Origin of the sequence: Streptomyces sp. NPDC005775, from assembly GCF_042871565.1 — a bacterium.
In the GTDB taxonomy this organism is placed as follows: domain Bacteria; phylum Actinomycetota; class Actinomycetes; order Streptomycetales; family Streptomycetaceae; genus Streptomyces.
Map to the genome: position 1 here is coordinate 243,617 of NZ_JBIAIU010000012.1, position 17,865 is coordinate 261,481.

The 17,865-nt window shown below is 70.3% G+C and carries 10 protein-coding genes; 4 read left to right on the forward strand and 6 right to left on the reverse strand.

Features of this window, described 5'->3' with window-relative positions; genetic code table 11:
- Positions 1-235: 235 nt before the first annotated feature.
- Together ACFYPA_RS26980 and ACFYPA_RS26985 are read right to left on the reverse strand one after the other, a co-directional pair.
- Positions 236-3,778 carry a bifunctional glycosyltransferase family 2 protein/CDP-glycerol:glycerophosphate glycerophosphotransferase gene (locus ACFYPA_RS26980; RefSeq protein ID WP_359082303.1) on the reverse strand — a complete coding sequence of 1,181 codons (3,543 nt, stop codon included), beginning with the start codon at positions 3,776-3,778 and terminating at the stop codon, positions 236-238.
- A 160-nt stretch (positions 3,779-3,938) separates the two neighbouring features.
- Positions 3,939-4,544, reverse strand: coding sequence for a TetR/AcrR family transcriptional regulator (locus ACFYPA_RS26985; RefSeq protein WP_359082302.1), 606 nt, complete (start codon positions 4,542-4,544; stop codon positions 3,939-3,941).
- A gap of 137 nt (positions 4,545-4,681) precedes the next feature.
- Between ACFYPA_RS26985 and ACFYPA_RS26990 the strand changes: the two genes are divergently transcribed.
- Positions 4,682-5,644 (forward strand): ABC transporter permease, encoded by a 963-nt coding sequence (locus tag ACFYPA_RS26990; RefSeq protein WP_389134593.1) that lies wholly within the window; start codon positions 4,682-4,684, stop codon positions 5,642-5,644.
- Positions 5,637-6,431 (forward strand): ABC transporter ATP-binding protein, encoded by a 795-nt coding sequence (locus tag ACFYPA_RS26995; RefSeq protein ID WP_359082301.1) that lies wholly within the window; start codon positions 5,637-5,639, stop codon positions 6,429-6,431. Before ACFYPA_RS26990 ends, ACFYPA_RS26995 begins: the two co-directional genes overlap by 8 nt.
- A 289-nt stretch (positions 6,432-6,720) precedes the next feature.
- Here the strand turns inward: ACFYPA_RS26995 and ACFYPA_RS27000 are convergent, their stop codons facing one another.
- A complete protein-coding gene (locus tag ACFYPA_RS27000) occupies positions 6,721-11,754 on the reverse strand; it encodes an NAD-glutamate dehydrogenase (RefSeq protein ID WP_359320537.1) in 5,034 nt (1,677 codons plus the stop codon).
- Between the two features lie 407 nt (positions 11,755-12,161).
- Between ACFYPA_RS27000 and ACFYPA_RS27005 the strand changes: the two genes are divergently transcribed.
- Complete coding sequence (locus ACFYPA_RS27005; RefSeq protein ID WP_359082299.1) at positions 12,162-12,728, forward strand: DJ-1/PfpI family protein; 567 nt, start codon at positions 12,162-12,164, stop codon at positions 12,726-12,728.
- A 34-nt stretch (positions 12,729-12,762) separates the two neighbouring features.
- On the opposite strand, the gene ACFYPA_RS27010 is transcribed toward ACFYPA_RS27005, so the two are convergent.
- On the reverse strand, positions 12,763-13,434 hold the full coding sequence (locus tag ACFYPA_RS27010) for an HAD family hydrolase (protein WP_359082298.1): 672 nt from the start codon (positions 13,432-13,434) through the stop codon (positions 12,763-12,765).
- Positions 13,435-13,504: 70 nt separating this feature from the next.
- Positions 13,505-14,011, reverse strand: coding sequence for a DUF6912 family protein (locus ACFYPA_RS27015; protein WP_389134598.1), 507 nt, complete (start codon positions 14,009-14,011; stop codon positions 13,505-13,507).
- 290 nt (positions 14,012-14,301) lie between these two features.
- Here ACFYPA_RS27015 and ACFYPA_RS27020 point away from each other — a divergent pair, with 290 nt between their 5' ends.
- Entirely contained in the window at positions 14,302-14,721 is a 420-nt protein-coding gene (locus ACFYPA_RS27020) for an Rv3235 family protein (RefSeq protein ID WP_359082296.1), read from the forward strand.
- 302 nt (positions 14,722-15,023) lie between these two features.
- Here the strand turns inward: ACFYPA_RS27020 and secA are convergent, their stop codons facing one another.
- Positions 15,024-17,837: a preprotein translocase subunit SecA gene (gene secA / locus ACFYPA_RS27025; protein WP_359082295.1), complete on the reverse strand. Its 2,814-nt coding sequence runs from the start codon at positions 17,835-17,837 to the stop codon at positions 15,024-15,026.
- Between the last annotated feature and the right edge of the window lie 28 nt (positions 17,838-17,865).

Genomic DNA, 17,865 nt, shown 5'->3' on the forward strand with positions numbered 1-17,865 from the left:
CATGAAAACAGAACGTAGCAACCTGACGTCACTATGCAACGCACCGATGAACATACTTATCCGGCCCCCGACTCGGATTCCCTGCGCATCCGTGCAATCCCCACATGCTCCGAATCACTCGAACGGTTCACGTAGTTCGGACAATCCGTGCGTCAACGCGTGTGGACCACCGCGTCACCCAGCAGTTCACCCGGCGTCCCGCCCGTCCGGGGGCGGGAGGGCGCGGGGCTGCGGACTACAGCATCCGGTCCACCACCCGGGCGGCCGCCCGGCCGTCGTCGAGGTCGCAGAAGTCCCGCCGGAACGCCTCGTACGCCCCCGCGTGTCCCGCCGTCGCCCGCACCGGGTCGCGCAGGGCCTCGACGAGGTCCGCGGACTCCGGGATCAGCGGGCCGGGTGCCCGCGACTCGAAGTCGAAGGCGAATCCGCGCAGCGTGTCGCGGTAGTGCTCGAGGTCGTACGTGTGGAAGAGCATCGGGCGGCCGGTCTGCGCGAAGTCGAACATCATCGAGGAGTAGTCGGTCACCAGCGCGTCGCTGATCAGCATCAGCTCGCCGGCCTCCGGGTAGCGCGAGACGTCCCGGACGAATCCCGTGCCGCTGTCCGGGATCCGGTCACTGACCAGGTAGTGGCGGCGGATCAGCAGCACGGTGTCCGCGCCGAGTTCGCGCTCGGCCGCGGCGAGGTCGAGCCGCAGGTCCATGGTGTAGCGGCCGCGGTGTCCCGGCCGGTCCTCGCGCCAGGTCGGTGCGTAGAGCACGACCCGTTTGCCGTCGGGGATCTGGAGGGTCTCCCGTACCGCGGCGGCGACCTTGGTCCGGTCCGGGGCGTGGAAGAGGTCGTTGCGCGGATAGCCGCACTCCAAGACGTCGCCCTCGAAACCGAAGGAGCGGCGCAGCACGGGGGTGGCGTACGTGTTCGGGGAGACCAGGAAGCTCCACTGGCGGGCGCGCTGTTCGAGGGTGTCGATGTAGGCGCGGTTCGCCTCGGCGGTCCCGGCGAGATCGAGGCCGATGCGCTTGAGCGGGGTTCCGTGCCAGGTCTGGACGACGGTCTGGCCCTCGCGGCGTTCGAACCACTCGGGCAGCTGGGTGTTGGTGACGATGTACCGGCTGCGGGCCAGCGCCTCGTGCCAGGCGGCCGAACCGTGCTCCACGGCGGTGGCCCCCGCCGGGACGCGCGCCTGACCGTCGCGTACGACCCACAGCTGTTCCGGGCCGCTCCCGCGCCGGGTCAGCTCCTCCTGGACGGCACGCGGTGAGTCCGAGCACTGGCGGCCGTCGAAGCTGCTGAACAGCACGGTCTCGCGCAGCGACGCGGTGCGCTGCGCGGCATGGGCCTCTCTGAGCCGCCGCCGGGCCAGGGGGCCGCGTTCCGTGGCGTCGAGCGGGGGTGCGCAGCTCAGCAGCAGCTGGTCGTGGAAGCGCCGCTCGATGGCGTACGCGCGGCCTGCCAGGGGGCGGGGCGCGGGCAGGGTGTGGTGGACGGCGGCCGGGAGGCGCAGCGCGGCTTCACGGGTCTCGTCGGTGGCACCCTTCTCGCGGAGGAAGAAGTACCAGTTGCCCTCCCCCAGCGGCAGTGCGCCGCCGCCCCTCTCGACGGCGTCCGGCCGCAGTTCGGCCGTGAACCGGCGCTCCTCCGGCGGACCGGTGAACTCGACGGGGAAGACCGCCTCCTCGTGGTGGCCGCTGTGCCGGGCCACCAGCTCGACCGCGCGCCCGGGGCCGTCCGCGAAGGTGCCCTCCAGGAGCAGCTTCCCGTCCTGCGTCCAGGCGGCCAGTTCGACGGCGGGCTGGACCGGGCGGTCGCTGATCAGCAGATTGCCGCGCGCGCTCACGGTGAGGCCGAACTCCCGGGGCTCGTCACCGACCGGTGCGAGCGGGTAGCGGCCCGGGGGCACGGGTCCGGGTACATCGAGGGGGGTGCGGCGGCCGCCGGGGCCGATGAGATGCACGCTGTACGGGATGCCCGCCCGCCCTTGCGAGGATGCCGGCCGGGCGTCGGGGAGAGCGGTGAGCGGGATCGCGGCGGTGAAGCGCCGCCAGCCCGTCGCCGGGTGCGCGGCGTCCTCCTGCACCGTCACCGGGCACTCGAAGGCGGCGCCGGAGGAGCGGTGGGTGAGGCCGAGGCGCAGGTCCTGGCCGCCGAGCCGGTTCCGGAGCATGCCGTCGATGACGACGGTGGCCGTCCCGTCGGCCGCCTCGCCCGCGCGGTGCGTCTCGAAGCGTGCGTCGATCCGCTCGGCGTGCAGGACCAGCCGGTCGGCGTCGAAGACCAGCACGATCCGGTGATCGCCGTCGGGCCGGTGCACGGGGGGCGCCACGGGGGCCTCGGCGGTGCTGGGTGCGGAGCGCCGCAGCATCCCCTTTCTCGCGACGCCGAGTTCCAGGCGCCAGGTGACGTGGCCGGCCGGGCCGTCGGCGGGGAGGCGGAGCCGGGCAGGGTCGAGCACCGCCTCGAAGCCCGAACGGTCGTAGTCGTGCAGGCTCTGCCTGGAGCGCGCGGTGGCCTCGGGCTCGACGGTCCTGCGCAGCCTCAGCGGGACCACCTGCCGCCGGCCCGCCCGCAGCCAGGCGGCCCGGAATTCGGAGGGGGGCGAGGTGACGGGCAGGTTGCGGATGTACGCGTACCCCTTCAGGTGCAGCTTGCCGTCCTGCCAGCGGACCTCCCGCAGCCGGCCGACCAGCGGCAGATCGCTGTCGCCGACGCGCAGCACCCGGTCCGGCACCGGCCCGGTCAGCGGCGGGTACCCGGCCCGCCGGCGGCGCAGTCCGCGTACGGCGAAGGCGCCGGGCTCGCGCTTGTCGAAGGCGATCAGGGCCAGCAGTTCCTCCATACGGCGCTCACGCACCAGGTGCCACATCAGCCGCAGCCGCACCGGGAGCCCGTCGAGCACCGCCGGGTCGATCTGGTCGATGAACGCGTTGGTGTGCGTCAGGAAGGCGGCGCGGTACGCGTCGTCGCCGTCGGCCAGGACCTCCATGAAGTACCGGAGGTCGTTGGCGAGGACGTGCGCCTCGTAGTGGTTCCGTTCGGCGGCCGTGCGGTTCGCCGTCAGGAAGGCGCAGACCTCCCGCACGTGCGCGACCCGGTCGCGGATGCCGCGGACGACGGCCCGGCCGGCGGTGATCGAGCCGGGGCGGTCCCGCCAGTGGTAGACGGGGTCCTTGACGATGTCGACGGAGCCGGCCAGGTAGTGGGCGGGCAGCACGACCGGGATGTCCTCGTAGAGCGCGCCGACGGGGAAGGCGAACGCGTGCTCGTCCCAGAAGGAGCGGCGGAACACCTTGTTGCAGGCGATCCGGTCACCGGCGAGCTCCCGGTCGCGGGAGATGTGGGTGCGCTGCCGGGTGGTCGCCATGGGCGCCCGGAACATGGGCGACTGCTGGAGCCTGCCGTCGGTCCGCAGCCGCAGGACGTTGCCGGACGCGAGGTCCGAGCCGGTCTCCTCCAGCGAGCCGACCAGCAGTTCGTACGCGCGGGGCGGGACGATGTCGTCGCTGTCGACGAAGGCGAGGTAGCGGCTGCCCGGGTCGCAGTGGCGGACGCCGGTGTTGCGGGCGTGGCCCAGTCCGCCGTTCTTCTGGCTGACCAGCCGGAAGCGGTCGTCCTGCGCGGCGAACCCGGCGGCCAGGGCCGCGCTGCCGTCGGTGGATCCGTCGTCGACCATCACGACTTCGAGGTCGGTGACGGTCTGCTCCGCGAGGGACTTCAGGCAGTCCGTCAGGAAGGGTTCCACGTTGTAAACGGGGACAACGACACTGAGCCGTGGCGGCATGGCGAGCACATCCGTTCATCGGGGGCCTGGCGATCCGTATAGCTCAACCCCGTGAACGGCCGGGGGTCACCGGTTACGGTCCCCAACGAGTGATGTCTCGGTCATGATGCTGACGCCGATGCCCGGCGCGCCGGCGGCCCCACCCCGCCCCAGCCTGCGGTCAGCGGGTGAGGGCGGCCACGGCCGAGGCCGCGAGATCGTCCAGATAGCCCGCGGGCAGCTCGCCCCTGACGACCGCGAGCCGCCAGTAGAGGGGCCCGACGATCAGGTCGAGGGCGCGGTCGGGGTCGCTGTCCGGCGGCAGTTCCCCGCGCGCGACGGCTTCCCGGACGACCACGGCGGCGATGCCCTGCTGCGGGTCGAGCAGGGCGGCCTTGATGGTGTCGGAGATCTCCGGATTGCGGGCCGCCTCGACCAGCAGGTCCGGGATGACCTGGGAGGCGAGCGGGTGGCGCAGGGCGTAGGCGGCCAGTTCGAGCACGGCGCGGACGTCCCCGTACAGCGAACCCGTGGCCGGGGCGGGCATGCCCTGCACCGCGACGGCGGAGACCAGGTCCAGGACCATGTGCAGCTTGGACTTCCAGCGGCGGTAGACGGCGGTCTTCCCGACGCCGGCCCGCCGGGCGATGCCCTCGATGGACATCCGGGCGAAGCCGACCGCGGCCAGCTCCTCGAAGACCGCGCTGCGGATCGCATCGGTCACGTCCTCGCGGAGCACGGCGGCTCCGGCGGGGGCACGGCGGCGGCTTCCCGGGTCGGTGGTCATGGCCGAATCATAGTCCGCGACGACGAAACAGTTGCGTAGCGACGTAACGCGTCCTACCCTCGGCGTTGCGACGATACGGTGCCGTTCCGTCGCTGCTGCGCCTTCCCCGTCCTACCCGCCTTCCCTCGAAAGCGATCGTGGTGAGCCAGACAACAACCCCGGCCCGGGTGGACGCCCCGCCGTCCACCTCCCCGCCCCTCTCCGCACACGCCGCCCTGCCCGACCACGGCCCGGGCGAGCTCGCCGCCCTCGCCGCCCGGCACGGACTGACGGTGAGCGGGGCCCGCCCGAGGCTCCCGGTGTACGTCCGGCAGCTGTGGGGGCGACGGCACTTCATCACCGCGTTCGCCACCGCCAAGCTCACCGCCCAGTACAGCCAGGCGAAGCTCGGCCAGATCTGGCAGCTCATGACCCCGCTGCTCAACGCGACGGTCTACTACTTCATCTTCGGCGTCCTGATGCAGACCAAGCAGGGCGTCAACGACTTCGTCCCGTTCCTGGTCACCGGCGTCTTCATCTGGACCTTCACCAGCAACTCGATCACCGCGGGCACCCGGGCGATCAGCGGCAACATCGGCCTCGTACGGGCACTGCACTTCCCCAGGGCCTCGCTGCCGATCGCCCTTGCCCTGCAACAGCTTCAGCAGCTGCTCTTCTCCCTGGGCGCCCTGGTGCTGATCCTGCTGGCGTTCGGCCAGTTCCCGCAGGTCTCCTGGCTGCTGGCGGTCCCGGCCCTGGCGTTGCAGGCGCTGTTCAACACGGGTGTCTCGATGGTCTTCGCCCGGCTGACCGCCCGGACACCTGACATCGCCCAGCTGATGCCCTTCATCCTGCGCACCTGGATGTACGCGTCGGGCGTCATGTGGAGCCTCGACTCGCGCCTGGCGGGCGACCGGGTTCCGTACCTGGCGAAGCTGGCGCTGGAGATCAATCCGGCGGCCGTCTACATCGACCTGATGCGTTTCGCCCTGATCGACAGCTTCCACAGCACCCAGCTCCCCCCGCACGTGTGGGCCGTCGCCACCGGCTGGGCGCTGGTGTGCGGCGTGGGCGGGTTCCTCTACTTCTGGCGGGCCGAGGAGAGTTACGGACGTGGCTGACCACACGGATCGCGCAGTACCGACGGTCGTCGTCGACGACGTCCACATCACGTACAAGGTCCACGGCGCCCGTACCGGCAAGGGCAGCGCCACCTCGGCCCTGAGCCGGCTCGTCTCGCGCCGGCAGACCCCGGGGGTGCGCGAGGTACACGCCGTGAAGGGGGTCAGCTTCGCCGCGTACAAGGGTGAGGCGATCGGCCTGATCGGCTCCAACGGCTCGGGGAAGTCGACCCTGCTCAAGGCGATCGCCGGACTGCTGCCCGCCACGAAGGGCCGCGTCCACACCCAGGGCCAGCCCTCGCTGCTCGGGGTGAACGCGGCGCTGATGAGCGATCTGACCGGCGAGCGCAACGTCGTGCTCGGCGGACTCGCGATGGGCATGAGCCGCGACGAGATCCGGGCCCGCTACGACGACATCGTCGACTTCTCCGGAATCAACGAGAAGGGCGACTTCATCACCCTGCCGATGCGCACGTACTCCTCCGGCATGGGCGCCCGGCTGCGCTTCTCGATCGCCGCGGCCAAGGACCACGACGTGCTGCTGATCGACGAGGCACTCTCCACGGGCGACGCCCGCTTCCAGCGGCGCAGCAAGGACCGGATCATCGAACTGCGCGAGAAGGCCGGCACGGTGTTCCTGGTCAGCCACCACAACAAGTCGATCACCGAAACCTGCGACCGGGCGATCTGGCTGGAGGCGGGAACGCTACGGATGGACGGCCCGGCGAAGGAGGTCGTGGCGGCGTACGAGCACTTCACCCGCAACTCAGGCCCGTCCAGCGATTGAGGACACAACCCGAGCCTCGGACGCCCCGCACCCGGTACACCAAGCCCGCCCCCCGGCAACTCAAGCCCGCCCCCGGCAACTCAAGCCCGTCCGGCGATTGAGGACACGACCCGAGCCCCGGACAGCCCGCACCCGGTACACCAAGCCCGCCCCCGGCGACTCAAGCCCGTCCGGCGATTGAGGACACAACCCGAGCCCCGGACAGCCCGCACCGAACCACCAAGCCCGCCCGGCGATGAAGGGTGAGGCGGCCACCGATACGCACCGGCAGCCACCTCACCCCCGCACGCTACGCGTGCGTACGCAGCAACGTCCGCATCGTCCGCATGGCCACCGACAGGTTCGCCAGATCGAACGCGTCCGACCCCTGGATCTCCTCCAGCGTGGACCGCGACCGCGACAGGATCGCCGCGTTCTTCTCCTCCCACGCCTCGAACCGCTCCTGCGGCGAGGACGCCCCGCCGCCCACGCTCAGCACGTCACCGGTGAGCGCCGCATGCGCCGCGTACAGGTCCTCACGGATGGAGGCACGGGCCATCGACTGCCAGCGGTCGGCCCGCGGCAGCTCGATGATCCGGTCCATCAGCTGGGTGATGCCCAGCCGGTCCGCGAGGTCGTAGTACACCTCGGCGACGGCCAACGGGTCCTTGTCCGTGCGGTCGGCGATCGCCACGATGTCGAGCGCCGGGAAGGCCGACGAGAATCCGGCGACGCGCTGCGCCAGCGCGTCCGGAACACCCGCCCCGGTGAGCTCGTCCAGGATTCCCTGGTACCACTCCTGGTCGGCACCCATCAGCATCTTGGGCAGCTCGGCCCAGACCTGCTCGACACCGTCCCGGAAGAAGTCGATCGTCCCGGCGATCTCCAGCGGCTGCGGCCGGTTGCCGAGCAGCCAGCGCGAGCCGCGCTCGACGAGCCGGCGCGAATGCAGCCGGATCCGGGTCTGCACATCGGCGGCGACCTTGTTGTCGAGCGCCTCGACGGCGTCCCACACCTGGCCGAGACCGAAGATCTCCCGGGCCGCGAACTGCGCCCGCACGATCTCCGCGATCGAGGCACCGGTCTCCTCCCGCAGCCGGTGCAGGAAGGTCGAACCACCGGTGTTCACCGTGTCGTTCACCAGGACCGTCGTGATGATCTCGCGCCGCAGCGCGTGCCCGTCGACCGAGTCCGGGTAGCGCTCGCGCAACTGCTGCGGGAAGTACGCGTGCAGCAGCTTCTGCAGGTGCGGGTCGTCCGGCAGGTTCGTCCCGATCAGCTCCTGCGCCGCCGTGATCTTCGTGTAGGCGAGCAGCACGGCCAGCTCGGGCTGGCTCAGCCCCTTGCCGGCGTTCAGCAGTTCGCGGATCTGCCGGTCGGTGGGCAGGAACTCCAGGGCCCGGTCGAGGTAGCCGTCACGGCCCAGCCGGCGCATGAAGCGCTGCTGGGCGTGGAGCAGGGAGGGCGCCTGGGCCACCGAGTTGGCGAGCGCGGTGTTCTGCGCGTAGTTGTTGCGCAGCACCAGGTGGCCGATCTCGTCGGTCATCTCGGCGAGCAGCTTGTTGCGCTGCTTGACCGTCATGTCGCCGTCCCGCACCAGGCCGTTGAGCAGGATCTTGATGTTCACCTCGTGGTCGGAGGTGTCCACGCCGGCGCTGTTGTCGATCGCGTCGGTGTTGATCCGGCCGCCGGTACGGGCGAACTCGATGCGGCCGAGCTGGGTGGCACCGAGGTTGCCGCCCTCGCCGACGACCTTGGCCCGCAGGTCCTCGCCGTTGACGCGGATCGCGTCGTTGGCCTTGTCGCCGACGTCCGCGTTCGACTCGGCGGAGGACTTGATGTACGTCCCGATGCCGCCGTTCCACGCCAGGTCGACGGGGGCCTTGAGAATGGCCTGCATCAGGTCGGCGGGCGTCATCTTGGCGACCCCGGCCTCGATGCCGAGCGCCTCGCGCATGTGCGCGTTGACCGGGATGGACTTGGCGCTGCGCGGGTGGATGCCACCGCCCGCGGAGATCAGCTGCTTGTCGTAGTCGGCCCAGGAGCTGCGCGGCAGGTCGAAGAGACGGCGACGCTCGGCGTACGAGGTCGCGGCGTCGGGCTTGGGGTCGATGAAGATGTGCCGGTGGTCGAAGGCCGCGACGAGCCGGATGTGCTCGGAGAGCAGCATCCCGTTGCCGAACACGTCGCCCGACATGTCGCCGACGCCGACGACCGTGAAGTCCTCGGTCTGCGTGTCGTGACCGAGCTCCCGGAAGTGCCGCTTGACGGACTCCCAGGCGCCGCGGGCCGTGATGCCCATGCCCTTGTGGTCGTAACCGGCCGAACCGCCGGAGGCGAACGCGTCACCGAGCCAGAAGCCGTACGCGACGGCGACCTCGTTGGCGATGTCGGAGAACTTCGCGGTGCCCTTGTCGGCGGCGACGACGAGGTAGGTGTCGTCCTCGTCGTGCCGGACGACGTCCTTGGGCGGCACGACCTCGCCGGCCACCATGTTGTCGGTGATGTCGAGCAGCGCCGAGATGAAGGTGCGGTAGGCGGCGATGCCCTCGGCCATCCAGGCGTCCCGGTCGACGGAGGGGTCGGGAAGCTGCTTGGCGACGAAGCCGCCCTTCGCGCCGACCGGCACGATGACGGTGTTCTTCACCATCTGCGCCTTGACCAGGCCGAGGATCTCCGTACGGAAGTCCTCGCGCCGGTCGGACCAGCGCAGCCCACCGCGGGCGACCTTGCCGAAGCGCAGGTGGACGCCCTCGACGCGCGGCGAGTAGACCCAGATCTCGAACGCCGGGCGGGGCGCCGGCAGGTCCGGGATCGACTGCGGGTCGAACTTCATCGACACGTAGCCGTGCGGCTCGCCGCCCTCCGCACGCTGGAAGAAGTTGGTGCGCAGCGTGGCCTTGATGACGGTGAGGAAGGACCGCAGGATCCGGTCCTCGTCGAGCGAGGCGACCTGGTCCAGGGCCCCGTCGAGTTCTTCGAGGAGCCCGTCGGTCAGCTCCGTACCGGCGCTCTGGCGATCCGGCGACATCCGGGCCTCGAAGAGCGAGACCAGCAGCCGGGTGGTGTGGACGTTGTTCTGGAGAGTGCTCTCCATGTAGTCCTGGCTGAACGTGGACCCGGCCTGGCGCAGGTACTTGGCGTAGGCGCGCAGCACCATCGCCTGCCGCCAGTTCAGCCCGGCGCTCAGCACCAGCGCGTTGAAGCCGTCGTTCTCCGCCTCGCCGGTCCATACGGCGGCGAAGGCCTCCTGGAACCGTTCGCGGGCGTCGTCGGCCAGGTAGCCGCCGTTGGCCGTGGCCTGCGGCATCCGCAGCCCGAAGTCGTAGATCCAGGCGTGGGTACGGTCAGCGCAGCGCAGCTCGTACGGACGCTCGTCGACGACCTCGACGCCGAGCCGCTGGAGGGCCGGGAGGACGGCCGACAGGGAGACCTGCTCGCCCGTCCGGTAGATCTTGAACCGGCGCTCGCCGGGGGCGGCCCCCACCGGCTCGTACAGGCTGAGGGCGAAGTCCTTCCCGTCCTGCTTGAGCGCTTCGAGGTGGACCAGGTCGGCCACGGCGGAGCGCGGCGAGTGGTCGGCCTTGTAGCCCTCGGGGAACGAGTGCCCGTACTGACGCAGCAGTTCGGCGGCACGTTCCTCACCGCACTCGGCGCCCAGCGCCTCCTGGAAGCCGTCGGCCCACGAGCGGGCGGCCTCGACGAGCCGGGCCTCGATGCGGTCGGCCTCGGCGTCCGTGAGGCTCGGCAGCTCGCTGCCGGGGGCGACCCGGACGACGAAGTGCAGCCTGGACAGGATCGACTCGGTGTTCCAGGCGGTGAAGTCGACGCTGGTGCCGTTCAGCTCCTCCTTGAGGATGTCGATCAGCCGCAGCCGCACACCGGTGGTGTAGCGGTCGCGCGGCAGGTAGACGATCGCGGAGTAGTAGCGCCCGTACTCGTCCTGGCGCAGGTAGAGCCGGAGCCGGCGCCGCTCCTGGAGGTAGAGCACCGAGGTGACGACGGAGCGCAGCTGGTCGGGCGGCGTCTGGAAGAGCTCGTCGCGGGGGTACGTCTCCAGGATCTGCAGCAGGTCGCGGCCGTCGTGGCTGTTGTACGAGAAGCCCGCGCCCTCCAGCACCTCGGCGACCTTGCGGCGGATGACGGGGACCCGGCGCACGGACTCGGTGTAGGCGGCGGACGAGAACAGACCGAGGAAGCGGCGCTCACCGATGACGTTGCCCTCGGCGTCGAACTTCTTCACGCCGACGTAGTCGAGGTAGCTGGGCCGGTGCACGGTCGCCCGGCTGTTGGCCTTGGTCAGGATGAGGAGCTTGTGCTCGCGGGCCTTGGCCCGGGCGTCGGCGGGCAGCCGGTCGAACGAGGGGCTGACCGGGTGCGCCTCGTCCTCGCTGTGGTGCGGGTCGGAGCGCAGGATGCCGAGGCCGGTGCCCGGCACGGCGGCCAGCGCGTCGCCGTCCGTCAGTTGGTACTCGCGGTAGCCGAGGAAGGTGAAGTGGTCGGCGGCGAGCCAGCGCAGGAGCTCCCTGGCCTCGTTCACCTCGTCGTCGGCGAGCTCGTCGAGCGGCTCGCCGGGCAGGTCGTCGGCGATGCGCAGCGCGGCGTCCCGCATCTTCTCCCAGTCCTCGACGGTCTCCCGTACGTCGGACAGGACCCGCAGGAGGTCGGTCTGGATCTGCTTGAGGTCGGCGCGGTCGGTCTCGCGGTCGATCTCCACGTGGATCCAGGACTCGACGAGCGCGTCGTGCGGGAGCTCCGCCTTGGCGTCCTTCGCCCCCTTGGCGTTCTTGCGGCCGTTCTGGGGGCCCGTCGAGATGCCGACGCCCTCGGTGAGGACCTCGATCAGCTTGCCGGTCACGTCGCGACGGACGATGACCTGCGGGTGGATCACGACATGGATGCCGCGGCCCTGGCGGGACAGCTCGTTGGTGACGGAGTCCACCAGGAACGGCATGTCGTCGGTGACGACCTCGACGACGGAGTGGCTGCAGGTCCAGCCGTTCTCCTCGACGGTCGGGGTGTGCACCCGGACGTTGGCCGTGCCCTGCGGGCGGTTCTCGGCGAGGCGGTAGTGGGAGGAGGCGGCGCCGAAGACGTCGACCGGATCCCGGCCGGCGATGTCCTCCGGAGCGGTGTGGAGGTAGTAGCGCTGGAGATAGGCGAGCAGTACGTCCTGGCCCGGACGCTCCTGCCCGGCCCCGGTGCCGTCGTCGGCCCCGGTGGCCGCGACGTCCACCCGGGGGGTACCGCCCGGGCCACCGACACCACCGCCCGGGCTGTTGTCAGCTACCTTGGCGGCCCGTGCGAGCAGCTCGGCCTTGGCTTCGTCCAGCTTGGTCTGCATGTCCTCTGGCTCCTGTCGCGCGCCGTTGCGTGACGTAGGTGAAAAAGGCGACGTACCGCCACGACACGGGGTTTCCGGTCTGGGACGACGCTATGCCGCTATGAGAGACGCCCGGGCCCTTATTAACCATTTTTGTCAGTCCGGCCGGGCTGTGGGGATCAGTCATGGCCCGGGCGCTGTGGCACTCCGGGCTCTGGCCGGGGGCTTCGCTGCCCCCGAGGCGTATCGCGCTGATCACGGGTCCAGGCTATCCCTCCCGCCCCCGTAACCGTCACGAGCCGTATGTGTACAAAAGAAGGCCCCGAACTTTGACACTCTGGACAGCGCACGGGCCCTGACTGCCGCACTCTGGTACCGGTGAACGGAACAGGCCGACGCACCGCCGACGCACCGTGGGGAGCCCCGCCATGGCACCGAAGATCCTGATCGTCACCGGCGACGCCGCCGAGTCCCTCGAAGTCCTCTACCCGTACCAGCGCCTGCGCGAGGAGGGGTACGAGGTCCATATCGCCGCTCCCTCGCGCAAGACGCTCCGCTTCGTGGTCCACGACTTCGAACCCGGCTTCGACACCTACACCGAGAAGCCCGGTTACACCTGGCCCGCCGACCTGGCCTTCTCCGAGGTCGACCCGGACGACTACGTGGCCCTCGTGGTTCCGGGCGGTCGGGCCCCGGAGTACCTGCGCAACGACGCGGACCTGCGCGCGATCCTCTCGGCGTTCTTCGACACGGACCGCCCGGTGGCCCAGATCTGTCACGGCCCGCTGATGACGGCTGCGACCGGCGCCCTGAAGAACCGGCAGGTCACGGCCTATCCCGCGCTGGCGCCCGACATGGAGACGGCCGGAGCCACCTTCCAGGACACCGAGGTCGTGGTGGACGGCACACTGGTCTCGTCCCGGGCCTGGCCGGACCACTCGGCCTGGATGCGTGCATTCCTGACCGTGCTCCGCACCAAGGCCCCGGTCACCTGAGACCGTCGCCCGTGTCCGCCCCGCGGGCAGCCGGCTACTCGCCCAGCTGCTGGGCGAGGGCCGTGGCCTCGGCCAGGGTGTCCACGACGGGCACCCCTGCCGCCTCCAGGCTGGCCCGGCTGTGCGAACCGCCGGTGAAGAGCACCGCCTTCGCCCCGACATGGGCCGCTGCCACCGCGTCGTCCACCGCGTCACCGATGACCACCGCGTGCTCGGCGGATATGCCGTCCAACGACGCGAAATGCCGCTCCATGTGCTGCGCCTTGCTGCCGCCGGACGGCCCGGTGCGCCCGTCGACACGCACGAAGTGCCGCTCGATGCCGTACCCCCTTACGACGGGGACCAGGTGCTCGTGTCCGTACATGCTCAGCAGGGACTGGCTCCGGCCGGTCAGCTGCCACTGTGCGAGCAGCTCGGCTGCCCCCTCGGTCAGCCCGCAGGCCTCGCGCTGCTCCGTGTAGCTGCGGTGGAAGACCCCGTCCATCCGCTCCCACTCGATGTCCGTGGGCAGCCGGCCCATCAGGCGCTCGTAGAACCGGGGTATCGGGACGCAGTACATCTCCCGGTACTGCTCCAGGGTGATCGGAGCCAGGCCGACCTCGACGAACGCGGCGTTCGTCGCGCCGACGACCGCCGTGTTGTCGTCGAGCAGAGTGCCGTTCCAGTCCCAGACCAGATGCGTGCGGTGCTTCCCGTGCGTCCCCATGCGAGAAAAATACCCGCTGCCACTGACAACCGGACGGACAGCCCTCCGCGCGGCCCTCCCGGCCCGCCGCTCACCCGATCAGATTCGGGATCTCCTGGATGCCGAACCACAGCAGCTCGTGGTCCTCGGCGCCGTCGACGGTGAACTGGGCGTCGTCGTCACCGAGGTCCGCCGCTCCCAGGGCGGCCGCGGCGGCGGTGACGTCCTTGTCGGCCTCGTCCGAGTCGACGTGCACGGCGGCGGCCTTGGCCAGCGCGACCGCGGAGGCGATGGTGACCTCACCGAGCGAGGAGGCGTCCAGGATGTGGTCCGGGTCGGCGACCGCGTCCCCGTCCGGCACGTCGACGGCGACCACGACGCGTCGGCGGGCGGCCGCGGGGTCCCCCGCGATCAACCGCAGCGACGCGGACGCGGCCCGGTTGAGCGCCGCGTACTCCAGTTCCTCGATGTCGTCGGAGACGTACCACTCGCGCAGCGCGGGGGTCACCGCGTAGGCGGTCAGGGGGCCGGGGCCGACTTCGCTGGCCCGGTGCGCCGCTGCGAGCCCGGAAAGGGTCAGGGGGACGTACACGCGCATGGCGGGGATCGCTTTCGTAGTCGGAACGCCCTCAGGATACGTGGGGGCGTCCCCCTTTGGGGTTACGTGTCCGGCCCCCGCCCCGTCCACCCGGCAACCGCCCCTCACCCTGCCCACCCCGCCCCGGGCCCCCGCGCCCGACCGCCTCCGCCACTCGGATAGGTGAATCCCGGGCCCTCCACCCTCGGCCTATGGACGCTTGCGGCCGCCTCCGCCGTGCCCGTAGAAGATCCACAGCAGAAGTTACCGCCCGGTACTGACCGGGCCTCTGAAGCACGGGGGCGACAGCGATGAGCACCGACAGGACCCGGCCCGCCGGACGGCAGGACGCACGCAGGCCCGAAGCCGTACCTTCACAACGCCGCCGGATGCCGCAGCGGATCCGGCCCCACCAGTGGTTCGCCGAACGCCTCCTGGCGGTGCTCAGCGGCCAGCGCCCGGTCCACTGGATGCTGGGCCACACGATCGGGGAGGCCTACGACCAACTCGCGGAGATGGCCCCCACGACCCCACTCAGAAGCCGCGGCGCCCGCCCGGTCATCCGCATGTGCCGGGGCGCCCAGCCGGCCCCCGGCGTCGTGGAGGCCTGCGCGAGCATCGCGGCGGGCGAACAGGTCCGCGCCATGGCTTTCCGGCTGGAACAGGGCGCGGACCTCCGCTGGCGCTGCGCCGCGGTGGAACTGGGCAACACCCCGGTACGCCACCATTGACCCACACCCCCAGCCTTCCCCCTCCCCGCGCTCCTCCCAGCCCTCTCCCCTCCCCGCGCTCCTCCGCCCCTGTCCCGGCCTGTCCGGCACGCTCCCGCCTGTCCGGCACTCCCAGCCCCTCCGGCGCTTGAGGAGCGGGGTCCGGGGCTGAGCCCCGGTCACGGGAAGGGGCGGGGAGGGGACAGGCCCGCCGCAGGCGCCACCCCCGCACACCGCGCCGCACGACACCACACCGCACACGCGAACGGCCGGGGCCGGACACCCCACGGTGCCCGGCCCCGGCCGCAAACGATCAGCGCACGCTACTTCTTACGGCGACGCCCACCGCCACCACTCTTCTGCGCCTTGCGCCGCTCCGCCCGGGTCAGCCCGTCCGACTCCGCGGAGCCCCCACCGTCAGCGTTGGCGAAGTCGCCCTCGACGACGCCACCCTCTCCGTCCACCGTGGGAGCGGAGAAGTGCAGCCGGTCCGGACGCTGCGGAGCGTCGAGCCCCTTGGCCCGGATCTCCGGACGCGCCGCCGGAACCGCGTCCTCCTTGGACAGCGACGTCGCCGCGTCCTGTACGGGAACCTCCTCGACCTGCTGCTCGACCTGGACCTCCAGGTTGAACAGATAGCCGACGGACTCCTCCTTGATGCCCTCCATCATGGCGTTGAACATGTCGAAGCCCTCGCGCTGGTACTCGACCAGCGGGTCCTTCTGCGCCATGGCCCGCAGGCCGATGCCCTCCTGGAGATAGTCCATCTCGTAGAGGTGCTCACGCCACTTGCGGTCCAGGACGGACAGCACCACGCGCCGCTCCAGCTCGCGCATGATGTCGGAGCCGAGCGTCTTCTCACGCTCGTCGTACTGCTCGTGGATGTCGTCCTTGACGGAATCGGCGATGAACTCGGCGGTGACACCGGCGAGATCCCCGGCGGCCTCCTCCAGCTCGGCGACCGTGACCTTCACCGGGTAGAGCTGCTTGAACGCGCCCCACAGCCGGTCCAGGTCCCACTCCTCGGCGAACCCCTCCGCCGTCTCCTGGCGGATGTAGTCGTCGATCGTGTCGTCCATGAAGTGGCGGATCTGGTCCTGCAGGTCCTCACCTTCCAGGACCCTGCGCCGCTCACCGTAGATGACCTCACGCTGCCGGTTGAGCACCTCGTCGTACTTCAGGACGTTCTTGCGCGTCTCGAAGTTCTGCTGCTCGACCTGCGACTGCGCCGACGCGATCGCCCGCGTCACCATCTTGTTCTCGATCGGCACGTCGTCGGGCACGTTGGCCATCGACATGACGCGCTCGACCATCTGCGCCTTGAACAGGCGCATCAGGTCGTCGCCGAGGGAGAGGTAGAACCGGGACTCGCCCGGGTCGCCCTGACGGCCGGAACGACCACGGAGCTGGTTGTCGATACGACGCGACTCGTGCCGCTCGGTACCGAGGACGTACAGCCCGCCGAGGTCCTTGACCTCCTCGAACTCCGCCTTCACGGCCTGCTCGGCCTTCTCCAGCGCGGCGGGCAGCGCGGCCGCCCACTCCTCGACGTGCTCCACGGGGTCGAGACCCCGCTGACGCAGCTCGGCCTCGGCGAGGTCGTCCGGGTTGCCGCCGAGCTTGATGTCCGTACCGCGGCCGGCCATGTTCGTCGCGACCGTGACCGCGCCCTTGCGGCCGGCCTGGGCGACGATCGTCGCCTCACGGTCGTGCTGCTTGGCGTTGAGGACCTCGTGCTGGACACCGCGCTTGGAGAGCTGCTGCGAGAGGTACTCGGACTTCTCGACCGAGGTGGTGCCGACCAGGATCGGCTGGCCCTTCTCGTGCTTCTCCGCGATGTCGTCGACGACGGCGGCGAACTTCGCGACCTCGGTGCGGTAGATCAGGTCCGACTGGTCGGCCCGGACCATCGGCCGGTTGGTCGGGATCGGCACCACGCCGAGCTTGTAGATCTGGTGGAACTCGGCGGCCTCGGTCATCGCCGTACCGGTCATGCCGGAGAGCTTGCCGTAGAGGCGGAAGAAGTTCTGGAGGGTGATCGTGGCGAGCGTCTGGTTCTCGTCCTTGATGTCCACCCCTTCCTTCGCCTCGATCGCCTGGTGCATGCCCTCGTTGTAGCGGCGGCCGGCGAGGATACGGCCGGTGTGCTCGTCGACGATCATGACTTCGCCGTCGATGACGACGTAGTCCTTGTCCTTCTTGAAGAGTTCCTTGGCCTTGATGGCGTTGTTGAGGTACCCGACGAGGGGGGTGTTCACCGACTCGTAGAGGTTCTCGATGCCGAGCCAGTCCTCGACCTTGGCCACACCGGGCTCATGGATCGCGACGGTCCGCTTCTTCTCGTCGACCTCGTAGTCGCCGGTCTCCTCGATGCCCTTGAGCGGGTTGCCCGCCTCGCCCTTGGTCAGCCGCGTGACCAGCTTGGCGAAGTCGCCGTACCACTTGGTGGCCTGGTCGGCGGGACCGGAGATGATCAGCGGCGTACGGGCCTCGTCGACCAGGATCGAGTCGACCTCGTCGACGATCGCGAAGTTGTGGCCGCGCTGGACGAGCTCGTCCTGCGCCCAGGCCATGTTGTCGCGGAGGTAGTCGAAACCGAACTCGTTGTTCGTTCCGTACGTGATGTCGCAGCCGTACTGCTCACGGCGCTGGGCCGGAGTCATGTTGGCGATGATGCAGCCGACGCTCAGTCCGAGGAACTTGTGGACCCGGCCCATCATCTCCGAGTCGCGCTCGGCCAGATAGTCGTTGACCGTGATCAGGTGCACGCCCTTGCCGGAGAGCGCGTTGAGATACGCGGGCAGGGTGCCGACGAGGGTCTTGCCCTCGCCGGTCTTCATCTCGGCCACGTAACCGAGGTGCAGGGCTGCGCCGCCCATCATCTGGACGTCGTAGTGGCGCTGTCCGAGAACCCGCTTGGCGGCCTCACGGACGGTCGCGAATGCCTCGGGAAGCAGGTCATCCAGGCTCTCGCCGTCCGCGTACCGTTCCTTGTACTCGTCGGTGAGCGCCCGCAGCTCGGCGTCGGAGAGGTTGACGAAGTCCTCTTCGATGGAGCTGACCTGGTCCGCGATGCGGTGCAGTTTGCGCAGGATCTTGCCTTCGCCTGCACGCATGAGCTTGTTGAAGACGGACACTGAGGCTGGTCTCCTTGCCGGTCGGGCC

What these genes read in the sequence shown, in the direction of transcription:
- ACFYPA_RS26980 (WP_359082303.1), bottom strand. Translation starts at nt 3,778, where the DNA reads ATGCCGCCACGGCTCAGTGTCGTTGTCCCCGTTTACAACGTGGAACCC.
- ACFYPA_RS27010 (WP_359082298.1), bottom strand. Translation starts at nt 13,434, where the DNA reads ATGGGGACGCACGGGAAGCACCGCACGCATCTGGTCTGGGACTGGAAC.
- ACFYPA_RS27000 (WP_359320537.1), bottom strand. Translation starts at nt 11,754, where the DNA reads ATGCAGACCAAGCTGGACGAAGCCAAGGCCGAGCTGCTCGCACGGGCC.
- ACFYPA_RS27020 (WP_359082296.1), top strand. Translation starts at nt 14,302, where the DNA reads ATGAGCACCGACAGGACCCGGCCCGCCGGACGGCAGGACGCACGCAGG.
- ACFYPA_RS26985 (WP_359082302.1), bottom strand. Translation starts at nt 4,544, where the DNA reads ATGACCACCGACCCGGGAAGCCGCCGCCGTGCCCCCGCCGGAGCCGCC.
- ACFYPA_RS27015 (WP_389134598.1), bottom strand. Translation starts at nt 14,011, where the DNA reads ATGCGCGTGTACGTCCCCCTGACCCTTTCCGGGCTCGCAGCGGCGCAC.
- ACFYPA_RS27005 (WP_359082299.1), top strand. Translation starts at nt 12,162, where the DNA reads ATGGCACCGAAGATCCTGATCGTCACCGGCGACGCCGCCGAGTCCCTC.